General features: G+C 66.8%; 20 protein-coding genes. 8 read left to right on the top strand and 12 right to left on the bottom strand.

Going from position 1 to position 21042, the window contains the following annotated elements:
* The coding region (locus QZZ33_RS11050) for a substrate-binding domain-containing protein (protein WP_291380072.1) at window positions 1-549 on the top strand (549 nt) is incomplete at its 5' end.
* Here the strand turns inward: QZZ33_RS11050 and QZZ33_RS11055 are convergent.
* The 5 genes from QZZ33_RS11055 to QZZ33_RS11075 form a co-directional block, all read right to left on the bottom strand.
* The gene (locus QZZ33_RS11055) at window positions 546-1271 is read right to left on the bottom strand and encodes an anti-sigma factor (RefSeq protein ID WP_291380073.1); all 726 of its coding nucleotides are present in this window, start codon (window positions 1269-1271) and stop codon (window positions 546-548) included. The two genes, QZZ33_RS11050 and QZZ33_RS11055, sit on opposite strands and share 4 nt — an antisense overlap.
* A complete protein-coding gene (locus tag QZZ33_RS11060; RefSeq protein ID WP_291380074.1) occupies window positions 1268-1909 on the bottom strand; it encodes a sigma-70 family RNA polymerase sigma factor in 642 nt (213 codons plus the stop codon). Before QZZ33_RS11060 ends, QZZ33_RS11055 begins: the two co-directional genes overlap by 4 nt.
* Window positions 1910-1936: 27 nt before the next feature.
* Window positions 1937-2095, bottom strand: a complete 159-nt coding sequence (locus QZZ33_RS11065; protein WP_291380075.1) for a hypothetical protein — start codon at window positions 2093-2095, stop codon at window positions 1937-1939.
* Between the two features lie 75 nt (window positions 2096-2170).
* Window positions 2171-3865: a cytochrome c biogenesis protein DipZ gene (locus QZZ33_RS11070; protein WP_291380076.1), complete on the bottom strand. Its 1695-nt coding sequence runs from the start codon at window positions 3863-3865 to the stop codon at window positions 2171-2173.
* A 39-nt stretch (window positions 3866-3904) separates the two neighbouring features.
* Window positions 3905-4570, bottom strand: a complete 666-nt coding sequence (locus QZZ33_RS11075; RefSeq protein WP_291380077.1) for a dienelactone hydrolase family protein — start codon at window positions 4568-4570, stop codon at window positions 3905-3907.
* Here QZZ33_RS11075 and QZZ33_RS11080 point away from each other — a divergent pair.
* Both QZZ33_RS11080 and QZZ33_RS11085 read left to right on the top strand, forming a co-directional pair.
* Window positions 4569-5048, top strand: coding sequence for an isoprenylcysteine carboxylmethyltransferase family protein (locus QZZ33_RS11080; RefSeq protein WP_291380078.1), 480 nt, complete (start codon window positions 4569-4571; stop codon window positions 5046-5048). The genes QZZ33_RS11075 and QZZ33_RS11080 overlap by 2 nt on opposite strands.
* A 113-nt stretch (window positions 5049-5161) precedes the next feature.
* On the top strand, window positions 5162-5716 hold the full coding sequence (locus QZZ33_RS11085) for a helix-turn-helix domain-containing protein (protein ID WP_291380079.1): 555 nt from the start codon (window positions 5162-5164) through the stop codon (window positions 5714-5716).
* Between the two features lie 64 nt (window positions 5717-5780).
* On the opposite strand, the gene QZZ33_RS11090 is transcribed toward QZZ33_RS11085, so the two are convergent.
* Together QZZ33_RS11090 and QZZ33_RS11095 are read right to left on the bottom strand one after the other, a co-directional pair.
* The gene (locus QZZ33_RS11090; protein ID WP_291380080.1) at window positions 5781-7340 is read right to left on the bottom strand and encodes an MFS transporter; all 1560 of its coding nucleotides are present in this window, start codon (window positions 7338-7340) and stop codon (window positions 5781-5783) included.
* Between the two features lie 115 nt (window positions 7341-7455).
* The gene (locus tag QZZ33_RS11095) at window positions 7456-8037 is read right to left on the bottom strand and encodes a CDP-alcohol phosphatidyltransferase family protein (protein ID WP_291380081.1); all 582 of its coding nucleotides are present in this window, start codon (window positions 8035-8037) and stop codon (window positions 7456-7458) included.
* A gap of 99 nt (window positions 8038-8136) precedes the next feature.
* Between QZZ33_RS11095 and QZZ33_RS11100 the strand changes: the two genes are divergently transcribed.
* Window positions 8137-8655 carry a hypothetical protein gene (locus QZZ33_RS11100; protein WP_291380082.1) on the top strand — a complete coding sequence of 173 codons (519 nt, stop codon included), beginning with the start codon at window positions 8137-8139 and terminating at the stop codon, window positions 8653-8655.
* A gap of 9 nt (window positions 8656-8664) precedes the next feature.
* Here the strand turns inward: QZZ33_RS11100 and QZZ33_RS11105 are convergent, their stop codons facing one another.
* Window positions 8665-9882, bottom strand: coding sequence for a PQQ-dependent sugar dehydrogenase (locus QZZ33_RS11105; protein WP_291380083.1), 1218 nt, complete (start codon window positions 9880-9882; stop codon window positions 8665-8667).
* A 66-nt stretch (window positions 9883-9948) separates the two neighbouring features.
* The gene (locus tag QZZ33_RS11110; protein ID WP_291380084.1) at window positions 9949-10335 is read right to left on the bottom strand and encodes a VOC family protein; all 387 of its coding nucleotides are present in this window, start codon (window positions 10333-10335) and stop codon (window positions 9949-9951) included.
* 325 nt (window positions 10336-10660) lie between these two features.
* Here QZZ33_RS11110 and ileS point away from each other — a divergent pair, with 325 nt between their 5' ends.
* A complete protein-coding gene (ileS, locus tag QZZ33_RS11115; RefSeq protein ID WP_291380085.1) occupies window positions 10661-13831 on the top strand; it encodes an isoleucine--tRNA ligase in 3171 nt (1056 codons plus the stop codon).
* 26 nt (window positions 13832-13857) lie between these two features.
* Here the strand turns inward: ileS and QZZ33_RS11120 are convergent, their stop codons facing one another.
* Together QZZ33_RS11120 and QZZ33_RS11125 are read right to left on the bottom strand one after the other, a co-directional pair.
* The gene (locus QZZ33_RS11120) at window positions 13858-16875 is read right to left on the bottom strand and encodes a DEAD/DEAH box helicase family protein (protein ID WP_291380111.1); all 3018 of its coding nucleotides are present in this window, start codon (window positions 16873-16875) and stop codon (window positions 13858-13860) included.
* A 56-nt stretch (window positions 16876-16931) separates the two neighbouring features.
* Entirely contained in the window at window positions 16932-18128 is a 1197-nt protein-coding gene (locus tag QZZ33_RS11125; protein WP_291380086.1) for a hypothetical protein, read from the bottom strand.
* An 82-nt stretch (window positions 18129-18210) separates the two neighbouring features.
* Here QZZ33_RS11125 and QZZ33_RS11130 point away from each other — a divergent pair, with 82 nt between their 5' ends.
* The 3 genes from QZZ33_RS11130 to QZZ33_RS11140 are packed head-to-tail and all read left to right on the top strand — an operon-like array spanning window position 18211 to window position 20485.
* A complete protein-coding gene (locus tag QZZ33_RS11130) occupies window positions 18211-19605 on the top strand; it encodes a folylpolyglutamate synthase/dihydrofolate synthase family protein (RefSeq protein ID WP_291380087.1) in 1395 nt (464 codons plus the stop codon).
* Complete coding sequence (locus QZZ33_RS11135) at window positions 19602-20009, top strand: DUF4233 domain-containing protein (RefSeq protein WP_291380088.1); 408 nt, start codon at window positions 19602-19604, stop codon at window positions 20007-20009. Before QZZ33_RS11130 ends, QZZ33_RS11135 begins: the two co-directional genes overlap by 4 nt.
* Window positions 20006-20485, top strand: a complete 480-nt coding sequence (locus QZZ33_RS11140) for a hypothetical protein (protein WP_291380089.1) — start codon at window positions 20006-20008, stop codon at window positions 20483-20485. Before QZZ33_RS11135 ends, QZZ33_RS11140 begins: the two co-directional genes overlap by 4 nt.
* Before the next feature lie 19 nt (window positions 20486-20504).
* Here the strand turns inward: QZZ33_RS11140 and QZZ33_RS11145 are convergent, their stop codons facing one another.
* The gene (locus tag QZZ33_RS11145) at window positions 20505-21011 is read right to left on the bottom strand and encodes an adenine phosphoribosyltransferase (protein ID WP_291380090.1); all 507 of its coding nucleotides are present in this window, start codon (window positions 21009-21011) and stop codon (window positions 20505-20507) included.
* Window positions 21012-21042 lie beyond the last annotated feature (31 nt).

Raw genomic sequence — 21042 nt, forward strand, 5'->3', positions numbered from 1 at the left:
CACCAACGCATCGCCACCGTGACCCTCCCTCCCTCCCTCGACCACTCGCAGTCCGACTTTCTGGATGGCGCGGCAGCCAAGGACCTCATGGCGGGCCTGCCCGCAAGCGTTCCGCAACGGGTGCCTCGCGCGAGGCTCGAGGCGTTCGCAAGCGTGGGCCTGACGCCCTCGCAGATTGCGGTGTGTCCGATCGTCACGCGAGAGCACGCCTACGAGGCGGGAAAGAAGCTGCTGTCACTCCCGCCAGCCGAACGCCCGACGGCGATCGTCTGTCAAGCAGACGTGTACGCGTGGGGCGTGTGGGACGCCGCGAGGGATCTGGGAATGCGCGTTCCGCAAGACGTCTCGATCACGGGCTTCGACGGGTTGACGGAGGGGGTGTTTGCCGCGCTGGACCTCACGAGCGTGGTCCAGGACGGCACCGAGAAGGGTCGCCTGATCGCGCGGTGGGTGACCCTCGCCTGCGAGGGCCCAGACGCGCCGCCGCCGTTTGACCTGCCGCTCAGCGTCCGCTGGGGCACTTCCGCTGGCCCCGCGCCGCAGTCCTAGAGGCTGACAGCAGCGACCATCTCGCCCGTGGGTACGGCCGAGCCGCCCCGCGGTTCCTCCGTGATCTCGAACTCAGTGACGTCCTTGAAGTCCGTGTGCATCATGGCCATGAACTTGCCATCGGCGTCCGGCATGAAGGTGGGGCCAGCCATCATCTGGCCGTCGTCAAGCACGAGCCACAGCTGATACTCCATGCCTTCTGCGGGCGCGGGCGCATCGAGCCCCATGAGCGCCACGCCGCCCATCCGCTCGCTCATCACCAGATGGGAGGAGCCCAGGCTGAGTTCCATGGTGTGTGCGTCGGGCGCCGATGACACCATCATGACCTCGCGCTCGAGTGCCGACGCGTCGGGAGCGTCGTCTGCGGTGGCGAGGACGGCGCCGATGCCCGTCACAGCAATCACCGCTGCGGCTGCAGCGCCGACGAGCGGCCAGCGGCGTCGCTTGCGCGGTCCGTGAGAGCCGGCGTCGCCAACGACGGTGGGTGGCAGCTGTGCCGTCTGGGCGGCCCTACCCATCACCGCGGCGCGTAGCGTCGCCGGGGGAGCGACCGCCTCTGCGTCGACCAAGGTGGCTACGGCGTCGGACATGCGCGCACACTCCTCGCGGCATTCGGTGCATCCGCGCAGGTGATTCTCGAACAACTGACGGTCAACCTCGTCGACAGCGCCAACGACGTAGGGGCCGAGCAGCGAATGCGGATCGTCAATGGTGTCGTTCATCGCTCCTCCTCCCAGGCGTCGCGAAGCTTGATGAGTCCGTCCCTGATGCGGGCCTTGGCCGTGCCCAGAGGAATGCCGAGCGAGGCGGCCACCTCGCGATGGGTGAAGCCTTTCGCAAATGCGAGGTCAAGGGCCTCTCGCTGCCGTTCCGTCAGGAGAGCAAGCCCTTCGCGGACGCGCCGTACCTCCCACTCCCGATGCGCCATGTCGACCACCGTGTCGGGTTCGTCGTGGCTGCCTGTGATCGTGGAGCCGTGGGCCCGAAGTCGGTCAGTGTGTGCCTGCTCGGATCGCACCCTGTCGATCGCGCGACGGTGCGCCATCGTGAGAATCCAGGTGCGCCCGCTGCCTGCCTCTGGGCGATACCTGGCTGCGCGCCGCCACACCTCGACCAACACGTCTTGGGCGACCTCCTCCGCGATAGCGCGGTCGCGGACTACCCGCAGCGCGACACCAAAGACGGAAGCCGCTGTCGCGGTATACAACTCGTCGAAGGCCGACTCGTCGCCCCGGCCGACGCGCACCAACAGTTGGCCGATGACGGCTGAACGGCTGAGCGCGCCCTCGGCGGGGGCCGTCGGCGACGCGGCGGGTGCCGCCGCGTCGCCGACCACCCTCAGGTGCCGTTGCGAGTTCACAGGGTCTCCTTGAGCGGAAGGCGGGGTCTACCCTTCGTCTTCCATCATGGCGTCTTCCGACATCATCGCGTCTTCCGACATGGCTGGCTCTTCAGACGAGTCGTCGTTGGGATCTCCGCAGCCAGCCAACAGGGCCGCCGTGAGCGCGATGGTGGCTGGGGCCGCGAGCATTCGTGATGTCTTCATGATTCCTCCAGGTGTGGGGGTGATGGGGTGTGTCCCCACGGGGGTGATTCGAGGCGACTGCTGTGCTGGATGGGATCAGCCAAAGGTGAAGGCGTAGGCCTCGACCCCTTCGGAGAACTCAAGCGTCATGACATCCTCCACTGGTACTCCCTCGTACAGGTCATACAGGTCGGACGTGCCGTCCACGCGCACGGTGCGGGTGACGTCTGGTTCGGATGAAAGGGTGACCGTGACCTCGCCGATGCCAGCGAGCACCAGGTGGACGTCCGCCGCGTAGAAGCGCAGGTTGAGGCGCGCGTCGGGGCCGGCGATGGCCCTCTCGCCTTCGATGGTCCAGGTGCCGTCGTAGGAGAAATGGTGGAGCTCTGGCGTGGGGGTACCGTCGTACGTCGCTCGCTCATCCGTGGCGACCCCATCGTTCTGGGCGTACGCCAGTCGCTGCCATCCCAGGTACAACTCGGGGGTTCGACCCTGAGTGTGATTGCCCGGATCCGCCTCGACGAGGTCCTGCGCCGGGGTGTCGAGCAACTCTTGAATGAGGCGCTCGGTGTCCTCGTAGCCACCCTCGCCGTAGTGCACCTGGCGCACCGTTCCCGTCTGGTCGATCAGGTAGTGGGCTGGCCAGAACCGCTGGTCCCAGGCCCGCCATGTCTCGAAGTTGTTGTCGATGGCGATCGGGTACTCGATGCCGTAGCGATCAGCGGCGTCGTCGACATTGGAGACCACCTTCTCGAAGGTGAACTCTGGGGAGTGCACGCCAATGATCGTCAGCCCGTCGTCGCGGTACCGCTCGTCCCAGGCGGTGAGATACGGGAAGGTGCGCTGGCAGTTGATGCACGAGTAGGTCCAGAAGTCGAGCAACACCACCTCACCCTCGAGGTCCTTGAGGCTGAGCGCCTCTCCTCCCTCCGTGTTGAGCCATTCCTCGATCCCTACGAACTCGCGGGCTGGGCCGCAATTGGCCAGACGGTCGGAGGTCTGCTCCTCGCAGTCGTCGAACGACAGCTGGCCGGCCGGGGCCGCGGGCTGGTCCTCCCTGCCCGTGAGGGTGTCCAATTCGCCGCGCACACCGTTGTTGTTCTCGATCCGCTCTTGGATCTCGGCGAGCGTGCCAGGCACGATGCGCTGCAGTGGCTCAGCGATGTTGGTGGCGATGACCACCGAAGTAAGGATGAGAACCACACCCGATGCGACGCGGATCGCCTGCAGGCGCTCGCGCACGGCTCTGATGCGTGAGCCGATGCTCTGGCCGGCCACGCCGAATGCGAGCAGCGGGATGGCGATGCCAACGGAGAAGGCCACGGTCAGCGCCACGAGTCCCCAGCTGAGCCCGTTGGTCGCGGCCAATACGGTGATCGAGGCCAGTATCGGCCCGGCGCAGGGAACGAAGACGAGGCCTAGAGCCAGGCCCATGACAAAGCCGTTGCCGTCCCTGTTCAGTTGAGGAAGCCTGGTGCCCTGGAACGGGCGCTCCAGGATGTGGCCCACCGCCGGCACGGCCAATCCCACGCCGACGATCGCGAGCGTCACGATCCCGGCCCACCTGAGGACGTCGGCAGGAAGCCCGAGGCTTGACAACAGGATGCCGCCGAGCAAGGTGAACACAGCGAAACTCGTGACGAGCCCTCCGACCACCACCAACGGTCGCCGACGGGATCGCGCCCCCTCTTGAATGGATGACGTCAGGATGGCGGGCAGCACGGGGAGCACGCACGGGCTGATGGCGGTGATGAGGCCGGACACGATGCCGACGACGGTCAGGGTGAGCATGACTGGTGTTCGGGGCGGTCGACCCCATGGATGGGGTTGCTACGGCTGGCGATGCGGAACGGCGTCGAGCCACTCCATCACGCGTTCCTCGAACAGGTCTGCCGCATCCGCGTCGTAGTCGGCGCTCGAGGGGTCAACAAACATGTGCCGCTTGCCGGCGTAGCGGTGCACGTGCGCCTCTGGCGCGTGCAGCAGCAAGGGCGCCAATTCGGAGGCGGGGACCCAGTCGTCGGGATCGGCGACATGGATGCTGAGTCTCACGTTGTGCCGCCATTCGCCCCCGATCTCTTCCGGCGGCATGGCCCCGCCCACCAAGACGCAGTGGCGGATGCGGCGCCACTCTTGGGCGAGCAACTGGGCAGGAAAGGTTCCGAGCGCGAACCCCATGACCGTGTCGGCGGAGGGATGGTGAAGGGCGGCTCGGCGGGCAATGTCTTCTATCGCATCGTGGCCGATACGGCCCGCGTGCGCGACGCCGTCGTCGAGGTGAGGGAAGACTTTGCCACCGAACATGTCGGGAGCGTGCACCGTATGACCGGCCGCGCGCAGGCGGTCGACGAGGAGGCACAGCCCCTCGGTCAGGCCCTGCGCGTGATGAAATAGCAAGATCTCGGCCACAACTCCAGTGTGCGCCTCGAAACTGTCGAGCGCGACCGTTGCCGTGGAGTGTTCACGCGTGTCGAGCGCTCGGTAGCCTGACCTCATGGCTGACTCAGCGCGGCGCTTCACGTCCAGGGCATGGGGATGGTTTCTGGTCGCCACCCAGGGGGTGTTGTTCCTCGCAGTGGCCCTCTGGCCGTCGTCGTGGGGACCACAGGTGCCCGCTGCGCGTGAGGTCGGCGCTGCATTGATCCTGCTGAGCGCCGTCGGTGCCGCGGCCTCCGCTCTCCACTTGGGTCGCGCGCTCACCCCGCTGCCTCACCCCAACGGCACAGGTATGACGGCCCGCGGGGTGTACCGCTGGGTACGGCACCCGATGTACACCTCGGTGCTGGTCGGATGCGCGGGGGTGGCGACTGCGCGAGGAAGCCTCGCCGTGTGGGTCGTGACCGGGATCCTGGCGGCCTTCTTCGACGCGAAGACGCGGCTTGAAGAGGGACTCCTCGTCAGCACATACGACGGTTACTCCTCCTACGCCGCGCGCACCGGCAAGTTCATTCCCGGCGTGGGACGGCGTCGCTAACGCGCGCCACTGGTGAGGGCGCGAACCGAAAACGCGCCGTTATCAGATGTGAGTATGAACGATAATCCACAATCGGCACCAGGGGTAGGTGTCACTTCCCTACAATACGAATTGTGGGGAGCCTCCAAGCGCAAGTGCTACTGCATCCGGTCAGGATGCGGGTTGTCCTTGCCATGGGCTCCGAAGATCTCACCACCAAGCAACTCTCCAAGAGCTTGCCAGACGTGGCACAGGCCTCGCTGTACAGGGCCATCGCCCGCCTTGTTGATGCCGGGATCATCGCCGTCGTGGAGCGTCGCCAACGCGGCGGTGCCATGGAGCGCGTGTATCGCGTGGTCGACGCACCCGACTCGGAGCACTCCACGGCCACCGCGCATGGCTTTGTCGCCGCCGCAGACACGCTCGCGCGATCGCTGTCGGTGGACGCGGCGCAATGGGCCGCCTGCCCCGACTGGGAACCCCATCAGGCTCACCTGCGACGCGAGGTCCTGCACCTGAACCGCGAGCAACTCGCAGAGTTCACCGCGCGCCTCGAGACGAGTTTCGACCGGGCGAGCGCCCAAGAGACGCACGACGAGGCGGTCACCATGGTCGTGACGTTCGCGACAATTCCTGCGCCGTCCGATGCGACCAGGGACCGCGGCGAGGACGAGCCCACGAGCTGGTGAATCGCGTCGGTGTCGCGGCCGCGGGACGGATCGTCGTGGCCCAGCGCGCCTTACGGACTGGCGCTCAGTGGCGGAGGCGTCCTTTGCGATGACGAAGCGCACTGCGAGCCTTCGCCGCACCCTGTGTGAAAGCGACGGCGCGGCCGCGCGGTCTGAGCGCCGTCGGCCTGGTGCGCCGCGCCCACGCCTGGCGTCGTTCCCGCAACGCGAAACGCGCCTGAACGGCCACGCGCAGTCGCCGTGGAACCCTGAGTCGCCGCAGCGTGTCGGCGTCCACGGTGGTGGTGATGGCCCCCGCAATCATGGTGATGGCAAGCGAGGCCACTGGCAACGCCCTTGTGCCCCACGTGGCCACGATGGTGGCGCCGACGACAGGCCCTCCCGCCACCCCGAAGTTCACCGCGGCGGTGTACATGCTCGCTCCTAGATCAGTGCGCCACGGCGTGTGCCGCATGGCCCAGTTCAGGAGTGCCGCAAGCAACGCCGCCCAACCGGCCGCCTGCAGCACTTGTGCCGCGATCGCCGACCATGGGGTCGCGAGCGCGAGGAGGCCCCAGGCCCCGACAAGCATCGCCAGACCCACCCTGACCGCATGGACGACATTGCGCGCAAGCAGCGGCGTCACGGCGAGCGTGGTCGCGACGGCAACAACGCCTCCCAAGGCAAAGAGCAGGGGAATGTACGCCGAGCTGATGCCCGCCTCGCGGGTGAAGAAGGGGACGATATAGGTCCAGCTGACGCTCATGCCAACAGTGGCGGTAAACGCCACGGCCAGGACCTTGACAAACATCCGACGAGACGGAATGTCGCCGCGCGTGTGAGGCGTGTGGTGGCCTCCCACGCGGCGCGTTTCGCGAGGCAGTGCCAGGCTCAGAGCGACGGTGAGCAGCACCCCGAGTATTGCCAGACCCCAGTACGGAGCCTGCCAACTGAACGTCGTGCCCGTGAGCGTCACAAGCGGCGTGCCTACGACTCCCGCCGCGGCAGAGCCCACCATGACGCGCGTCACGGTGCGAGCGCGCAGATGGGGCGCGAACAGACTGGCGGCGGCGGGAGCCACCACCGCCCAAAACAGCGCGTGCGCTGCGGCGGAGATGATGCGGCCGCCAGCCAACTGGATCAGGCTTTGCGAAGACGCGGCAACGATGACCCCCACGGTCCACACGCCCAGCGTGACGGAGAGCGTGACTCTCTTGCTGACCTTGGAGGCCAGCAACGTCAAGGGAGTAGCGGCCATCACCACAGTCAGCGCGAAGACTGTCACCAGCAGGCCGATCGACGCAATGGGTACAGCAAGCCCCGAAGCGATCGACTGACTCAACGCCACGATTGACGCTTCGTTGGCGCCCATTGCGAAGGCGCCGGTCGCAAGGGTTGCCAGCGCCACCTTGGCGTGGCGTGGCGACAACGCGATCGCCTCGATAGACCGAGTGCCAGCGTCGGCGTCGTCCACCACGACCGCGCTGGCGCTCGCGATGATCGGCATCGACGCCGTGGTGACGTCTTCCTGTGGCTCAATGTCATCGTTCATGGAGACGCCGAATGTGTCCGAGTCGGTCACCAGGGGCAACTCTCTCGTGGGGTCGGGATCGTCGTGGACGATCGGCCCAAGGGTGTCGGACAAGCGCGTACTTCCAAGCGTGGTGCAAGTGACAGATGTGGCGGTGGGGCCCGCTCGCGCGGACAGGCGCACTCGGGTGTTCCTAGCGCAGGGCCTCGATCATAAGGCCCTTGTTGGCTCAACGAATGGCACGCGCAATTGTTGCCCTGAGCAGGCCCCTGTTGTCCGGGTGGTAGGAGGGTGAGGTGCTCACGATCGTCAACTCCTCCGTGGCGGCGAGTTGGGCGATCACGATGACCGCCAGCAGCACTGGCAAGGACAACTGGCCCTGTGTGAGCCCGATGGCGGCAACGACCGCAAGGGCCGCGCCCGATGCCCGGTTGAGGTCGGTATGCATGACGGACCATCGGCGAAAACGACGCCTCGTGACCGCCAGGTTCGCCGCACGGGTGGCCGCGACGATCCCGGCACCTGCAGCCAGGGCGGGTACGAGCGGAAGCTCCACGGTGGTGAGGACCACAAACGCGGCGGCCGCGAAGAAGACAGTGTCGGCCACGGAGTCGAGGCGGGCGCCGCGTTCGCTCGCGGTGCCACTGCGCCGGGCCCACCACCCGTCGGCGACATCCGTCGCGCAGCCCGCCGTGAAGAGGGCGAGCGCGACACCGCGATGGGGCGCCATAGCGACGAGCGCGAAGGCGAGCGGAATGCGCGCCACGGTGAGGGCATCTGGCCCCGTGAGGCGGCTTCGCATTCCTTGCATGGCCGCGAGCCTAGGCACGCGCGGCCGAATCCGCTAGAGGGCGGGGCTCCGACCCGCGCGGGTGCTGTGACGCATCCCAAGAAATGATTGACTCTCCTCATGAAGATCGTGTCTGATCCGGAAGTGGTGGAGCGTCCGCAGGTGCCGTACGTGGCGTTCAAGGATCGTGTTCCCTTCAGGGGACTCGCCACGCACACGGCTGCGATGCGCACGGAGCTCCAACGGTGGCTGCAAGGTCACCCCGTCGACGTCGGCGGCCCGGCGTTCCTGCGCCTGCACGTGATCGACCTGTCCGACCGGGCCACCGTGTCTGCGGCGGTCCCCGTGGTGAGCGAGGAGGCGGCACTCGCGGCGGTAGAGGCGGCGGGGGAGCCGCGCATCGTTGCCGACACGGTGCCAGCCGGGCGTTACGCGACTCTCACCTACATGAACCACGGGATCAAGGCCAACAGGGTGTTGACGCAATGGTGTGCCGCCCAGGGGCTCGAGATCGAGCGGCTCAGGGACGACACCGGCAACACCTTCACGGCCCGACTCGAGACGTACCTGACGGACCCCGCTCAGGAGCGCCGCGTCTCCCACCGTCAGGTGAGGCTCGACTTCAAGCTCGCCGACTGACCCCAAACTCTATGGCGAGATCGTCACGCGAAGTAGGCGATCATCGCCGTCGCGAACGTCCCCCCGTCCGTCGGTGTTGCCGGTGAGGAGGTACAACTCGCCGTCTGCGCCGACCGCGACGTTGCGGATGCGCCCCAGCCCGTCGAGCAGGACGTGCGGGGTCGCGACACCCTCCCCAGTGAGCGGAACCCGCCACACGCGTTCGCCGCGCAACGCCCCCACATAGAGGCCCTCGACGGTCACGGCCATCCCAGAGGGTGACGCGTCGTCTGTCGCCCACTCGACCACTGGGTACGTCAGGCCGTCGACCGTCTCGCCCAGTTCCGTGCCTTCTGGCGCGCCGTCGCGCGCCTCGACTATGGGCCACCCGTAGTTGCGACCGGGTTCGATGAGGTTGATCTCGTCAGTAGAGTTCTGGCCGAACTCGGAGGCGTACATGCGCCCGTCCGCAACCCAACCCATTCCCTGAACGTTGCGGTGTCCGTACGTCCACACGAGGGTACCGAAGGGATTCCCCGGTGCGGCCAGCCCGTCCCCTGCGCCACCGTCGGCGACGATGCGCAGAATCTTGCCGGCGAGAGAGCCCTTGTCCTGTGCGAGGTCCGCGTTGCCCGCGTCGCCCGTCGAGACGTACAGGTAGCCGTCCGGGCCGAAGGCGAGCCTCCCTCCATCGTGATTGCGCGCCTTCGGGATGCCGTCGAGGATGACGGTGGGTGCGCTCAAAGAGTTGCCGTTGAGCGACATGCGTAGCACCGCATTGCCGTCCGGCCGAGTCTGGTAGGCATACAGCACGGAGGGATCGTCTGGGTGTAGCGCGAGGCCCAGCAGACCCGCCTCGCCTTGGGGGTCGTTCGCCGACGCGAGGTCTTGGGCGCCAGCTCCCGTGAGGGCGGAGGTGGCGCCGTCCTGTCCGATGCGCAGAATGCGGCCGGCGTCGCGCTCGCTCACCAGCGCGTCCCCGTCAGGTGTGAAGGCGATCGCCCAGGGCACGTCGAGCCCGGTGGCGACATCGCGCTGACTGGTCACAGTGACCTCTGCGACCCCGCCGATCACCTGAGGCGCGTCACTTGGTGGAGTTGGCACCGCCCCGTTTGCGGAGATGGGGGGCTGATCGGAAGCGTGTGGCGAGGAATCGTCGGGCGTGGTGGAGGTGCACGCCGACGTCAGCGCGAGGGCGGCCGCGCACGCAAGAGCGGGTCGCAATCGTTGAGCGGTGCTTCTCACCATGCCGATCACGCTAGATCGAACCCGCCCCGGTGACAACTGCGGCGGTCATGGTCCACCTTCGACGACTCAGACGTCAGAGGCGAGGAGGCTCAGCCAGTTGCCCGCCGGGTCCTTGAACCACGCGACATCTGGCATGGTGCCGGACGGGTCCCGCGCCACGCCGTCGTCTGCGGTGAAGGGCAGCCGCTCGAGCGGGACGCCCGCCTCGGCGAGACGCCGCGCGGTGGCACTCACATCCGCGACGGGGAACATCAGGACTGTGTGCGAAGCGGGGGTGTGATCCTCCTTCTCGTAGACCATGAACGTGGCACCGTGCGGAAAGGTGAGCTGGAGGAGCGGTGCGCCCGCATCGATGATTGACGTCTCAATGCCGAGCATGTCGCCGTAGAAAGCGGCCGCGCGTTCTACGGAGTCTGTCGAGAACGAGCCAATGGCCTTGCTGGATCCGAGCATGATGATCTCCTTTCGCCCCTAGTGTCGCTCGCGAGCGCTCTGAGCGCCCGGTAAGATGCGTGACAACAGCGTCGACCCGGCGATCACCGGTGAGCTTGCGGAAGAACGGGCGTCAGCCTCAGTAGAACCGCACGGGCAGCCCGTCACAGCGGCGTCCTTGTGAAAGCAGGGGCATGAGTGGTCGGCCGTCCCGCGAGGGGAGGCAGGCAAGCGAGGTGGTACCGCGCAAGGTTCCTTGAGGACATTGTCCCTCGGGTCGGAGCGTCCTCGCATGAGTTGACCTGATGCCCGTACCGCCAATGCCTGCTTCACCAAAGGAATCACCGTGAGCGACGCCCGCTACCCCCTGCATCGTCCCGCTGGAGAGGTCTCTTCTTCTCCCAGCTTCCCCTCCCTCGAGGAGGACGTGCTCGCGTACTGGAAGGCCGACGGCACGTTTCAGGCGTCAATTGACAATCGCGACGACGCTGAGGAATTTGTCTTCTACGACGGCCCGCCCTTCGCGAACGGTCTGCCGCACTACGGGCACCTGCTGACTGGCTACGCCAAGGACGTGGTGCCTCGCTTCGAGACGATGCGGGGCAAGAAGGTGGAACGCCGGTTTGGCTGGGACACGCACGGCCTTCCTGCAGAGCTCGAGGCCGAGCGCATCTTGGGCATCACCGACAAGTCCCAGATCGACGAGATGGGGATCGCCGCGTTCAACAAGGCGTGCCGCGACTCGGTGCTGAAGTACACCGACGAGTGGGAGGCGTACGTCACGCGCCAGGCCCGCTGGGTGGACTTCGACAACGACTACAAGACGCTCGACGTCACCTTCATGGAGTCAGTGATCTGGGGCTTCAAGCAGCTCTACGACAAGGGGCTCGCCTACGAGGGCTACCGAGTGTTGCCGTATTGCTGGCGCGATGAGACGCCCCTGAGCAACCACGAGTTGCGGATGGACGACGACGTGTACGCGGACCGCCAGGACCCCGCGCTGACGGTGCTGCTTCCATTGGTCGACGCGCCAGGCAGCCTCGCGGGCGCCTCCGTGCTCGTATGGACGACGACGCCGTGGACGCTGCCGTCCAACCTTGCTGCGGCGGTGGGTCCGGACATCGAGTATTCGGTGGTGGTTCCGGTGGAAGGCCCGTTCATCGGACAACGGATGGTGCTCGCGACCGGCCGCGTGGGCGCGTACGCGCGCGAATTGGGGGACGACGTCAGGGTGGTGGCGACGGTCAAGGGTTCCGACCTCGCCGGGCTGCGGTACGAGCCGCCCTTCGACTACTTTGCTGGGCGGGAGAACGCGCACCGCATCCTTGAGGCCGACTTCGTGTCGACGGAGGACGGCACCGGCATCGTTCACCTTGCACCCGCCTTTGGTGAGGACGACATGGCGGTGTGTGCCCAGGCGGACATCGAGCCAGTCATCCCTATCGACTCCAAGGGGCGCTTCACCAGTGAGGTGCCTGACTATGAAGACCAGCAGGTGTTCGACGCCAACCCGAACATCATCCGCGACCTCAAGGCCGCAGGAACGGTGCTGCGCCACGAGACCTACAACCACAGCTACCCACACTGCTGGAGGTGCCGCAACCCGCTCATCTACCGCGCCATCGGCTCCTGGTTTGTGCGAGTCACCGAGTTCCGCGACCGGATGGTCGAGCTCAACCAGCAGATCACCTGGGTACCCGAGCACATCAAGGACGGCCAGTTCGGCAAGTGGCTCGAGGGTGCGCGCGACTGGTCCATCAGTCGCAACAGGTACTGGGGCACGCCCATCCCCGTCTGGGTGAGCGACGACCCTGAGCACCCCCGGGTGGACGTGTACGGCTCGCTTGAGGAGCTCCAACGCGACTTTGGCAGGCTGCCGCTGAACGAGGCAGGGGAGCCGGACCTTCACAGGCCGTACATCGACGATCTCACCAGGCCCAACCCCGACGACCCCTCCGGCGCGTCGACCATGCGCCGCATCTCCGACGTGCTGGACGTGTGGTTCGACTCCGGGTCGATGCCCTTCGCGCAGGTGCACTACCCGTTCGAGAACGAGGAGTGGTTCGAGTCTCACTACCCAGGCGACTTCATCGTGGAGTACATCGGGCAGACCCGCGGCTGGTTCTACACGCTGCACGTGCTCGCCACCGCGATCTTCGACCGGCCCAGCTTCTCCACGTGCGTCAGTCACGGCATCGTGCTGGGAAGCGATGGCCGCAAGATGTCCAAGTCGCTGCGCAACTACCCGGACGTCAACGACGTGTTCCACCGCGACGGTTCAGACGCGATGCGCTGGTTCCTCATGTCTTCGCCGATCCTGCGCGGCGGCAACCTCATGGTCACGGAGGAGGGCATCCGCGAGGGCGTCCGCGAGGTGATGCTGCCGCTGTGGTCCACGTACTACTTCTTCACGCTGTACGCGGGCGCGGCAAACGGCGGCGCTGGCGTGCTCGGCAAGGCCATTGACGACGCCAGGGTCGCCTCGCTGCCGGTCATGGATCGCTACGCGCTGGCCAAGACGGCCGAACTGGTGGAGACCGTGACGGCGCAGATGGAGGAGTTCGACGTCCCCGGCGCGTCCGACGCCCTAGCGCAATACATGGACCTGCTGACCAACTGGTACGTCCGGACCCAGCGCGACCGGTTCTGGGATGAGGACGCGGACGCGTTCGACACCCTCTACACCGTGCTGGAAACGGTCACCCGACTCGCCGCGCCGCTGCTCCCGCTCACCACTGAGGAGGTGTGGCGAGGGCTCACGTGCGGGCGCTCCGTGCACCTCACCGACTACCCCGTCGCCCCCACGGCGTGGGCGGACTCGACGCTTGGCGGCGCGATGGACCAGGTGCGCGAGGTCGTATCGGTGGCGCACGCGGTGCGCAAGAAGGCTCAGATTCGGGTGCGCCAGCCGCTTGGGGCCCTAGAGGTCGCGGTGCCGGAGCCTGAGACCCTGCGCCCCTACGTGGCGCTGATCGCGTCAGAACTCAACGTCAAGACGGTGGTGAGCGTGACCGTTGAGGCCTTCGAGAGGGCCAACCCTGTCGAGGTTCGCCTCACCGTCAACGCACGCGCGGCGGGACCGCGCATCGGCAAGGCCGTCCAGGATGCCATCAAGGGTTCCAAGACGGGCGACTGGTCAGAAGTGGATGGCGTGGTCACGTCAGGCGGCATCGCCCTGGAGGAGGGGGAGTACGAACTCGCCACCGTCATCGGCGGCGGGGGAGACGACGCCGTGGTCGCGGCCGTGTTGCCGTCTGGCGGCTTCGTGGCGCTCGACACCGCGCTCACCCCTGAGTTGGAGGCAGAGGGCTACGCGCGTGACCTCATCAGGTCGATCCAGGACACGCGCAAGGCGGAGGGCCTTAACGTTGGCGACCGGATCGCGCTGACGTTGACGGTGCCAGCCGAGCGAGTGGCGGCTGTCGAGACTCACCGCGAGCTCATCGCTGGCGAAGTGCTGGCGACGTCGCTCGAGGTGACCGCCGGGGACGAGTCGGTCACCGTAGCGAAGGCCTAGGGGAGGCGCAGTCTGGCGCGCGGGCGTCATCGCCAGATGTCGTACACCGTCGCCGCAGACTCGGGGGCCTGCCGTTGCCTGATGTCCAGGAGCGCCTCGAAGCCTGCAGGCGTCTTCGTGTAGATCAGTTCGCCAGCACCCACGTTGCGGTTCCAGTGATGCGCGTACACGACCGCGCGCTCCTTGCGCGCCCCGAAAACCTCAGGCAAGGCATGGAAGGTGACCCCGGCGTCGGCGCCCGCAATGCGACGCAGCACCGTCCAGGCCGGACGCAACCACACCGCGGGCAGTTTGGACACGTCGCGGCCAATGACGTAGCGCTGGCGGTCGATGGGGGCGAGGGCCTCGGCCATGCACCGCGCGAACAGGGTCGCGTCGTCGAACGACGCCCGCGCCAGCCTCACCTCGAAGCTGAGCGACGGCGTCTCCACCACCATGACGTCTTCCGGTTGGGTCTGCACGCTCACGAGCCTCAGCTCGATGAGCGCCAGCGTGATGGTCCTGCCGATGTCCTTGAGCACCAAGTCGGGATGGTCGCCGCGCATGAGCGTTCGGTAGATCTTGACGCCGCGTACCACCGCATACGCGGTCCACCCGACAACGCCAGCGGCGATCACGGCAGTGACGATTCGCGCGTCCTGGACTCGGAGCAGTTGCGGCGAGAACACGGCGGTCGCGATGAGCGCGGCCATGCCCACCAGCGAGCCCCTGAACTCCGCCAGCAACTTGCGCAGGGTCGCGGACACGCTGTGGACCGAGCGCATCGGCAGGCTGGGCCTCGTGAGGGTGGTGGCCACGCTCGCGTCGTTGTCGTAGGGGTCGCCGATGCGCCACATGGTGCGGCTTTCTGGTCGCCGGGCGATTTGCGCGAAACTCGCGGCGGTGATGTCCCGGATCGCCTGACGAGCACGGTGTGCGTTGGTGAGGACGCGCGCCATCCCATCGTTGGGCGAGAGCCGCGCGAGCGCGTTGTCCAATCGGGGATCGACGTGGACGAGTCCCCTGGTGATCCTGCCAACGTGCTCAGGCGCCACCCCATAGTCGGGAGTGATCCCCCATACGGAGCGGTGGCGCCTGGCAAGGCGACGGACGTCCGCAAACGACGATTGTGGCGGGTTCTTCGTGGGCGGCAGGCACACGACGTCCCAGTTGTGGGCCACCTTGTCCGGCCATGTGGGATCGAGGCGGATCGCCCGCCCACGGAGCTGTTGAGTGGAAGTGGAGGTCGCCGCAGTGGTGAGATCGATCATGACGGCAAGGGACAGGGCGTCCCATCCCTCCGCGAAGAGCCCCCTGGTGCCCACCAAGACCTTGATGACTCCTTGTTCAAACGCGGCCGTCACCATGCGCACGTAGGTTCCGCTCGACCACCCCCTGCCGTCCGCCTGAACCTCGAGGGCCGTTGCCAAGGGGTGCCGCACTGTCCGGCATCGCGCCTCGAGAACTTGGCCCTCAAGCCAGGTGTTGAACCAGTCGATGAGCGGTTGACCGTGGTCTGCGTCCATCCATAGCGTCGTGCCCGTCACCAAGACGGGGTCAAGGTCGTGACTGCGAGGGTCTTGAGTGAGTTCGGTGAACACGCGCCGAGCGCTACCGCGTTGGGGTCCCTTCGCGTCGCCAGCGAACATCGATCCCGTCTTCTCGAAATCCGTGACCACCACCGCGCGGAAGCGATCGCCGAGCGCCGACGCCTCGGCATCGAGGATCGCCGCGGCCTGACGCGTCTTGGCGAGCGAGTACGACATCACCGATTCTGCGATGGGTCGACGCTGCCGCAGTCCCGCTTCCGTGAGGCCCAAGCCGAAAGGGGCGAGCGATTGCTTGAGCTCGGTGAGGCGCTTGTGATCGCTGCGGTCCGCACTGATCTTGAGGTAGTCGAGCGCGTAGCGCTCGAGGACGGCGAGCGAATCCTCGAAAGTGGGCTCTTGGCGCGCGCTGTACGGGATAGGGAGGCCGGCGGGGAGGCTTGCGGGGAGTCCCGCTTGGTGGGCGTGCCGCAGGGCGCTTACTGCGAGCGGCGTGTCCTCCCGCAGAAGCGAGTTCCACCGCGACGGCGCATCCGGCCCCTTTGCCATGCGCCCCTCGACAAGCCACGATCTGAAGGAGGGCAGCGAGCCGATGTCAGTCACAACGTCGGCAAACTGAGACCTCGCCGTTTCGAGAAATTCTGCCTCATCGTCAGTGGGATCGACGAAGGCAACGAGGTCTCTGTACGGCGCGAGGTCGCCCTCCTTGACCACGGCAGGAGTCGGCACTTCGTACGTGACGTCTCCGAGGAGTCCGTGGTAGTTCTCGTACTCCGTGCCGTCCTCAAGGCTGGGGAGGGTCGCGGTCAGTCCGATGATGCGTGGTGTGTCGATGCGCGAGATGAGATAGGCGAGCACGATCGCCCAGTAGTCGAGCAGGTGGTGGCACTCATCGAGCACCACGGTGCGCACCCCGGAGTTCACCAGAGCGTCGACCAGGGCTCTCGCGTTGGGGTGCAGCAGCGCACCGATGTCCGAGTCCGGTTCCGTCAAGGCCCTTCGGCGCACGATGCCGATGCGGCGCCTGATCTCCTTGGCGTAGGCACTCGGGTTGTTCGCTCGCATCGTGTCGAGCCGTTCCCGCACCGCCCCGACGGGAGCGCCGTCATGGGCGCTCAGTTCGAACTCCCACTGGGCCCTGGCGGCGTCACGGAGGGAGTCAGATGCCGTGTCGACCGTCGAGATGATCTGGTAGGTCAGCGCGGAAATCGACGCGCTCGCGTCGGGCGTGGTGGTGACGAGTTCGGCGTGCTCGGCGTCGTCGGCGCAGAACATCCTGGCCTTGTCCGCCCACTGACGCTGGATCGTGGTGGTGGGGGCGAAGATCACCGCCCGCTCGCCGAGGCGATGAATCATCTCGAGGCCAAGAATGGTCTTGCCAGAGCCGGGCGGAGAGACGATGTGGAAGACCTCGCGCGCCTCGGGAGCGTCGAGGCGGTGCCCAATGCGATCGAGGATCAGGCTCTGGTAGGTGCGGAACGGGTGGGCGAACCGCATGTGCGCTACGTCCCCTGGCATCCCCACGCGACGACTCTAGGGGATCGCGCTCACTCACCGGTGAGCAAGTGCTTCCGCTATTCGACGACGGACCCGGTGATCGACATCGACGCACCCAAGAAGAAGATGTCGCGGTAGGGCGCCGTGTAGAAATCCTCGCCCGTGTTGTCGACGAGCTGCGAGTTGCGGATGGTGAGGGTGCCGGTGCGGTTGTTGGAGACGTAGAAGATCCCTGGACCGCCCTCGTCGGCGTAGTTCCCAGAGATGACCGTGCCGTCGATGAGGTAGTGGAAGGCATTGCCGTCGCCGTAGATGCCGCCGCCGTTGCCGCCAAGGCCGGACGACGCGCCAGTGCCCGTCGCTTGATTGTCGAGCAGCAACGAGTTGAGCACCTGGATCGACGCGTGAAGCCCTGAGATGGCGCCGCCGTTGGCGCAAGCGTTGCCCTCGAATGTGGAGTTCACGATGTAGTGGGTGCTCGCACTCAGCGTGAGCCGCACCGCGCCGCCTCCGGCATCGGAGTGCTGCGCAATGCATCGGTTGTCGGTGAAGGCCACATTGACCGCCTTGAACTGCCCGCCCCTCATCGCGATGGCGCCCCCGCCTCCTCCGCCGCCGACGCCGTCGAACCCGGCAGGGCCGTTCGTGGCGTTTCCTTCGGTCAGGGTGATGTTTTGGAAGACGATCAGCGGCGTGGTCTCGTTGTTGCAGTTCGAGCTGAGCCAGCCGAACTCCTCCTCGCACGCGTTTGCGTAGAAGATTCCGCGTTCGTCGTTTCCGCTGAGCGTGATCTGGCCCCCACCGTCGAGCACCATCTTCTGGACCGGCACGCCGCCTTGCCACGGGTGCGCGCAGTTGTGGGTATTGCACGTGTAGAGCGTGCGATCCAGCGTGATCGTCACTGGCGAGGGGCCGCAATCGAACACGACGACCCCGCCGCCTCGTACGGCGGACGCGAGCGCCGCTGGGGTACAGGACGCTGGCGTTCCGTTGCCCACGACGTGGTCCGGATCGGAGACGTCCTCTTCCCCAGCCGCCGCGGGGATGGTGGCCGTCCCGTCCGGGTTGCCCGTTCGCGTGTACACGATCGACGACGCGAGAGCGATGGGCGCGTCAAAGGGGTAGGCGGCCCCAGCGTCGGCCAGCACCATCGCCTGATCCGCATCGGGCGAGATGGTGGCATCGTTTTCCACCACCGCGGTGGCGCACGCGACCGTCGTCACCGCCGCGGCGCATGCAAGCGCCACGAATCGGACATTCCGGTATCGGCGCACGGGCCCACTGTATCCGTCAGTCCACAGGCTTGCTCGGTGAGGAAGTCCGCGTCGAGTCCCGCCGCGTGGGAGAGTAGTGCCCATGAGCGAAGCCGACCTCGGCCGCCTCAGCCTTGAGCAGGCCGAGCGCGAGATCTACGCCCACATCCTGTCCCGCAATCCGGAACACGACTTCGAGCCCAAGCTCGATCGCGTCCTCGAAGCGTGCACGCTGCTGGGCGATCCCCAGCGCGCCTACAAGGTGATTCACCTGACCGGCACCAACGGCAAGACGTCGACGGCCAGGATGGCGGAGTCGCTGGTGCGCGCCCACGGGCTGCGCACAGGGCTCTTCACGTCGCCGCACCTTACGTCCGTGCGCGAGCGCATCGCCATCGACGGCGAGCCGATCAGCCAAGAGGCGTTCGTGCGCTTGTGGTCAGAGGTGGCCCCCTTCATCAGGATCGTGGACGCGCGCTCTGCGGACGCAGGCGGGCCGCGCATGAGCTTCTTCGAGGTGCTCACGGTGCTCGCCTTCGCCGCCTTCGCCGACGCCCCAGTGGACGTCGCCGTGATCGAGGTGGGCATGGGAGGGGTCTGGGACGCCACCAACGTTGCCGACGCCGACGTTGCGGTGATCGGGCCGATCGCGCTCGACCATGAGCGGTGGTTGGGCTCCTCGCTGGCCCAGATTGCCGCGGAGAAGGCCGGCATCGTGAAGCCCGACTGCGCGGCGATCGTCGCGGAGCAGGCGGACGTGGTGACGGAGACCATCGCTCCCGCGCTGGAGCAGGCTCGCGTCGTGATCCGCGAGGGCGAGGATCTTGAGGTGGTGGACCGCGCCGCCGCCGTCGGCGGGCAATTGCTGACCCTGCGCACGCCTTCCGCGACGTACGAGGGCGTGTACGTGCCGCTGCTCGGGGCGCACCAGGCGCGCAACGCCAGCATGGCGCTCACTGCGGTCGAGGCGCTGTTGGCTGATGGCGGAGACTTGCGGTCGCTCGCAGGCGACACGGTGGAGGCAGGGTTCGCGGCCGTCACCTCTCCTGGCAGGCTCGAGATTGTGCGCACCTCGCCCACGATCGTGGTGGACGCCGCCCACAACCCGCACGGCATCGGCGCGCTGGCCGAGGCGATGGAGGAGTCCTTCGCCTTCTCTACGCTGGTAGGTGTGGTAGCAGTGCTTGACGACAAGGACGCGGACGGCATTCTCGCGGGACTCGAATCGCTCCTGGACAGCGTGGTGGTGACGCGGTCGAGTTCTCCGCGAGCGATCGATCCGGAGCAGCTTGCGCGCGTGGCCGTGGCCCACTTTGGCGAGGACCGCGTGGTGACGGCCGCCGACGTTCCGAGCGCGCTCGACGCCGCCGTGCAGCGTGCTGAGCGCGACGACGATATGGGCGGCGGGGTGCTCGTCGTCGGCTCGATCACGGTGGTCGCAGACGCCAGAACGCTGCTGGGCGTCGACAAGCCGCAGCGCCACGGGGCACGGTCATGACTCGGGAAGAGATGGCTCGCGAGCAGCGACCGGCGCTCGTGGTCTTCACGCAGAGCACGCTGCTGCTCGAGTCGCTCGCGACGTTCTTCGCCACCCTCGTGACGTGGGGACTGAGCCGCGCCGACGTCGTGGATGTGTCGGGCGGGGCTGTGTGGGTGGCCGGATCCGCGCTCGCTGCCGCGTTCGCCTTCGCCTCTGGTCGCGCCAACACGAGGTGGGGCCGAATCCTGGGCTGGATTCTTCATGCCCCGCTCATCGCTGGTGGGCTGTGGGTGGGAGCGATCGCCTTTGTGGGCATCATGTTCTTAGGTGTCTACGCGCTCGGGGTCAGACTCGGCGCGCGGATCGACAGGGAACGGGCGGAGCACGCTGGCCACGGCGCCACGCAGGAAGGAACCTCGTGAACGGCCTTCTCACTCGCATGGGCCTGGCTTTCGCCGTCGCCGCCGTGGGCCTCGGCATGCTGTTCTACTCTTTCGAGCGGCTGTCTCTCGTCGAACTGGCTCGCACCCTCGATCAGGGCGAAGGTGGGGCTCCAGGTACGGTTCAGGCGTCGCTCTTCTTCGGCCTGGTGTTGTTCAATTTTGCCGCGCTCTTCGCCTTGGTGCGATGGGCCAACTACTTGCGCGAGTTCCCCAGGACTCCGCAAGCGCCCGTGTGGTTCTTGGTGGCGCTGCTGGTGATTGGGGGCGGCGCAATGGTGTGGGCCTTGGCCACGCACACTGGCTGGCTGCGCACGCTCGACGAGGTGCCACTGACCGTCTCGTGGGGCTACATCATGTTCCAAGTAGTGGCCGCCATGCTGGTGCTGATGGCGCTCGTGCTGTTGGGAGCTCGATGGTCGCCCGGCTACAAGCGCCAGTCGAACTACACGTCGTAGAAGCGGGCCCGTCGCCAGGTCAGACGGTGAGTGCCGCGTGCACCTCGTAGGCCGCCAGCACCTCGCGACCGCGCAAGGCGGCGATCTCCATGAGGAACGCGAAGGCAACAGAAGCGGCACCCGCCCGGGTCAGCAGATCCGCCACCGCTCCAGCGGTGCCTCCCGTCGCCAGGACGTCGTCAATGACGAGCACGCGCTTGCCCTCTATCCCGTCGGGGCTGAGGCAAAGCTCTGAAGCGCCGTACTCAATTGTCGCGTCTGCCTCCAGCAACTCGCCTGGTAGTTTGCCCTTCTTGCGCACCATCGTCAGCCCCACGCCCAGATCTTGCGCGATCACTGGAGCAAAGATGAACCCCCGCGCGTCGACTCCCGCGATGAGGTCAATGCCCTCGCCTACGGGAGGTGTCAGGGCGTCGCATGCCGCACGGAACCGCTGCGGGCTCGCCAGGATGGGCGCGATGTCGTAGAAGAGAACGCCTTCCACTGGAAAGTCGGGATAGGTGGCGAAGTCATCGAGCGTGATCATGTGGCCATCCTGGCAGAGCCTCGAACCCGTT

The organism is Demequina sp., from assembly GCF_016278775.1.
Lineage (GTDB): Bacteria > Actinomycetota > Actinomycetes > Actinomycetales > Demequinaceae > Demequina.

Excerpts from the sequence above, each read along its gene's own strand:
- QZZ33_RS11055 (WP_291380073.1), bottom strand. The coding sequence starts at position 1,271 with ATGAACGACACCATTGACGATCCGCATTCGCTGCTCGGCCCCTACGTC.
- QZZ33_RS11065 (WP_291380075.1), bottom strand. The coding sequence starts at position 2,095 with ATGAAGACATCACGAATGCTCGCGGCCCCAGCCACCATCGCGCTCACG.
- QZZ33_RS11070 (WP_291380076.1), bottom strand. The coding sequence starts at position 3,865 with ATGCTCACCCTGACCGTCGTCGGCATCGTGTCCGGCCTCATCACCGCC.
- QZZ33_RS11080 (WP_291380078.1), top strand. The coding sequence starts at position 4,569 with ATGGCTGACTCAGCGCGGCGCTTCACGTCCAGGGCATGGGGATGGTTT.
- QZZ33_RS11075 (WP_291380077.1), bottom strand. The coding sequence starts at position 4,570 with ATGAGGTCAGGCTACCGAGCGCTCGACACGCGTGAACACTCCACGGCA.
- QZZ33_RS11095 (WP_291380081.1), bottom strand. The coding sequence starts at position 8,037 with ATGCAAGGAATGCGAAGCCGCCTCACGGGGCCAGATGCCCTCACCGTG.
- QZZ33_RS11100 (WP_291380082.1), top strand. The coding sequence starts at position 8,137 with ATGAAGATCGTGTCTGATCCGGAAGTGGTGGAGCGTCCGCAGGTGCCG.
- QZZ33_RS11105 (WP_291380083.1), bottom strand. The coding sequence starts at position 9,882 with ATGGTGAGAAGCACCGCTCAACGATTGCGACCCGCTCTTGCGTGCGCG.
- QZZ33_RS11110 (WP_291380084.1), bottom strand. The coding sequence starts at position 10,335 with ATGCTCGGATCCAGCAAGGCCATTGGCTCGTTCTCGACAGACTCCGTA.
- QZZ33_RS11120 (WP_291380111.1), bottom strand. The coding sequence starts at position 16,875 with ATGCCAGGGGACGTAGCGCACATGCGGTTCGCCCACCCGTTCCGCACC.
- QZZ33_RS11130 (WP_291380087.1), top strand. The coding sequence starts at position 18,211 with ATGAGCGAAGCCGACCTCGGCCGCCTCAGCCTTGAGCAGGCCGAGCGC.
- QZZ33_RS11135 (WP_291380088.1), top strand. The coding sequence starts at position 19,602 with ATGACTCGGGAAGAGATGGCTCGCGAGCAGCGACCGGCGCTCGTGGTC.
- QZZ33_RS11145 (WP_291380090.1), bottom strand. The coding sequence starts at position 21,011 with ATGATCACGCTCGATGACTTCGCCACCTATCCCGACTTTCCAGTGGAA.